Genomic DNA, 2,408 nt, shown 5'->3' on the forward strand with positions numbered 1-2,408 from the left:
TACTTGCTTGTGCTGCCCTCAATCCTATGACCCATTTGGGTATGCCTGATAGCTATGCCCATAATGCTTAAAACTGCTCCTGAGAGGGGGAGCATTTTGACCCCTTCATCATTCATGCAACAAAGCCCAGAAAATCTATAGATTTCCATTACCCTATCACCCCATCATCAACTGACCCACGTTTTGTCATTACTTTACCGATGGTCGCGCTGGTTGCGATCGCTACGGACCCATATACGCTTATTCCATGCTTTCTCAGGGTTTGGGTGGCTGATTTGACTGTAGCTCCGCTGGTGTAGATATCATCTAGGATTAGTACGGGTGAGGTGCTATGATGTCTGAGAAAGTGTTTACCAATAATAAAGGCATCTGCTAGGTTTTGCGCTCGCTCTTGGACAGATAAACCAAACTGAGGTTGAGTTGCCCGGACTCTTTCTAAACCCAGTGGTGCTTGTTTGTAACCAGTGAATTCACAAAAACTTTGGGCAATCAGCTCTGCCTGGTTGTAACCTCTTTGTCGCTGTTTTGTAGGGTGCATAGGAATGGGAACTACTATTAATTTTTGGTTGTGGCTACGGGTGGCAGAGGATTTTAACCAAGCTTTACCCAGCCAATGGCCCAAGGGATGTGCTAGCTGGGGTTGGTTTTCATATTTCAGGGCAGCGAGTACTCGTTTTAATGGACCACCGTAATTGCCCCAGACAAACACTGGGAGATTTTGATTACATAAAAATTGATTTTTGTCAAGTTGGCAGCGGAGTAACTGCTGCTCGCAATAATCACACAATTCATCAGTGGCAGGGCGCTCACATAGGGGACAGTTCGATTTCAGAAAGAGACTTAATAGACCCTTTTTAAGAGTCTGAATTCCCTGTAACATGATTTTGGGGATTTATCTGGCATTATATTTATAAAGATGCCAAGACTGACCATGAGAATCCCTCAGTATTTCTACCGTTTTCTGTCTCTAAGAGCGTGATGCAAAGCACAGGAAGGATTAATAATATCATGTCCAGTTGACTACTTATCATTCTTGGTTGAGAGTCAATTTTTAATTAACGATTTAGGTGAATACGACGTGATTAATGGTAAGAGATATTATGCCTTCGAGATATGATGCCAAAATCCCGGAGCAATAACAGGATTAGGCGGCGATTTGTGGATAATCTTTACTCTCTTGATCTGATTCAACCTTCAGAGTATCCCTTCGTGGGCAATGAAGCCTTGAACTTAAGTCAGCTGTTGCAACGGGATTATCCGGTTGTACCTGGCTTTGTGGTGAGTGCAAAGGCATTGTGGGAATTTATCGCAATTTTAGGTGAGTCTGAACCCCTGTTAGCTGATTTACCTTCTTCTTATCTTTACGTAGATGTAGACAATCCTCGCCAGCTACAGCAAGTGGCTCAGCAAATTCGTCACAAAATTCAAGGGGCGACTTTAGCTTCGGTGTTGGCATCAACCCTATCCGAGATAGCAGAAACTACACTCGCCCCAGCAACAATTTTTCACCCTTCCTTATCCATGACATCACCAGGGTCGGGAATTGAGGAGGACACTGGGAAAACTGAAGTGGGAAGATTAGAGCAACCCCAGATTTTTTCAACCTTACCAGATAAAATTTTGGGATCCTATATTTGCCCTAGGCAACCACTAGCAATGGAACTGTCTTTAAAACAGGTTTGGGCAGAACTATTTCGCGCCAGAAGTCAATTTTACTGGCAACGGCATAGTATTGGTCTCCAGCAGCTTAATTTGGCAGTCTTGATACAACCAATGTGGGATGCGATCGCTTCTGGTACACTCCAGATTAACCAAGCTGAGGGTTACATCCAAGCCACGTGGGGGTTAGGTACTGCATGGGCGAAGGGGGAAGTAGTGCCAGACTATTACCAAATTGAGATCGAAACTGGTATTGTGCTAGCCTCACGACTGGGTCGTAAAACCCGTGCCTATGGCTTGTGTCTGGAACCGGACTCATTATCACTAACCCAGAACACTGTGCAAGCCTATCTACTCAGTGAGGAGCAACAAAAACAGTACACCCTAAAGGACAAATACCTCCAACAGCTAATTAATATCAGTCAGCGTCTAGTTGCTGATATTAGTCCTAGCTTTTCCCTAGAGTGGACACTATGGCAAACCTCAGAAAACTCAGAACCACAGTTACAAATTACGAAATTTAGTCCTGAAACTGGGCAAAAGTGGGATGCTAGTCAGTTGAGGCTTGAACCGTCACATCATGCTTCCAAACTAGCTTACTCTGTGGGTTCTACTACCTCCTACGGCAAGCTGTTTACCTCTCTACAAGTGGGTAGCCTACCCAATGTGCCTAAAGCATCATCGGACTCCATTGGGAGCAACTCTAGTGAACACACTGTCAACCCATCCATGACGCCTATGCTTGTGAG

At 44.6% G+C, this 2,408-nt stretch carries 2 protein-coding genes; one reads left to right on the forward strand and one right to left on the reverse strand.

The window, feature by feature from the left end:
• Window positions 1–148: 148 nt before the first annotated feature.
• The gene (locus tag F6J94_RS32985; RefSeq protein ID WP_293026713.1) at window positions 149–880 is read right to left on the reverse strand and encodes a ComF family protein; all 732 of its coding nucleotides are present in this window, start codon (window positions 878–880) and stop codon (window positions 149–151) included.
• Between the two features lie 233 nt (window positions 881–1,113).
• Between F6J94_RS32985 and F6J94_RS32990 the strand changes: the two genes are divergently transcribed.
• The coding region (locus tag F6J94_RS32990) for a PEP/pyruvate-binding domain-containing protein (protein ID WP_293047958.1) at window positions 1,114–2,408 on the forward strand (1,295 nt) is incomplete at its 3' end.

It is taken from the genome of Moorena sp. SIO1F2, assembly GCF_010672755.1.
GTDB lineage: Bacteria > Cyanobacteriota > Cyanobacteriia > Cyanobacteriales > Coleofasciculaceae > Moorena.